Origin of the sequence: Mesorhizobium sp. M7A.F.Ca.CA.002.15.2.1, assembly GCF_003998715.1 — a bacterium.
Classification (GTDB): Bacteria; Pseudomonadota; Alphaproteobacteria; order Rhizobiales; family Rhizobiaceae; genus Mesorhizobium; species Mesorhizobium ciceri.
The window spans coordinates 1-622 of sequence record NZ_RZPI01001204.1; the positions used below are offsets into that span (position 1 = coordinate 1).

Genomic DNA, 622 nt, shown 5'->3' on the forward strand with positions numbered 1-622 from the left:
TGCCTACTCCTTGGCGTGCAGGTCGGTGCCGAGCGTATCCTTGACGAAGATCATGCCGATGACCAGCGTTATAGCCGCGATCACCACCGGGTACCAAAGGCCATAGTAGATGTCGCCTTTGTAGGCGCTGAGCGCGAACACGGTTGCCGGCAGCAGTCCACCGAACCAGCCATTGCCGATGTGATAGGGCAGCGACATGCCGGTGTAGCGAATGCGGGTCGGGAACATCTCGACCAGGATCGCCGCGATCGGCCCGTAGACCATGGTCACGAACAGCACCAGGATGAACAGGATGCCGATCGTCATTGGCCAGTTCACTGCTGCAGGATCGGCGAACATGGCGAACGCGCCGCCGCCTGGAATGTTGTAGACGGTGACTTCGGGTGCGCCCGCTGCCTCATCGGTGGTCAGCAGCTTGTCCTTGACCGCCTGGTCGATCGGCACCGTCGCCTTTTCACCGGCACGGATGGCAGCGGCGTCCAGCTTCAGTTCCGGGTTGGCGGCAACAAACGCATCGAGCTTCTGGTCCGCAACCTTGGCTGCCGCGCGCTTCAGCGGATAGCCGCCGTCCTGCAGCGACATATTGACGGCCTTGATGAAGGCCGCTTCCTTGGCCTTGGCC

At 62.1% G+C, this 622-nt stretch carries 1 protein-coding gene; it reads right to left on the reverse strand.

All coding sequences use genetic code 11. From position 1 onward, the window contains the following. Window positions 1-3: 3 nt before the first annotated feature. Window positions 4-622 (reverse strand): MFS transporter (locus ENZ74_RS33665; protein ID WP_164761497.1); only part of this gene is annotated, 619 nt, incomplete at its 5' end.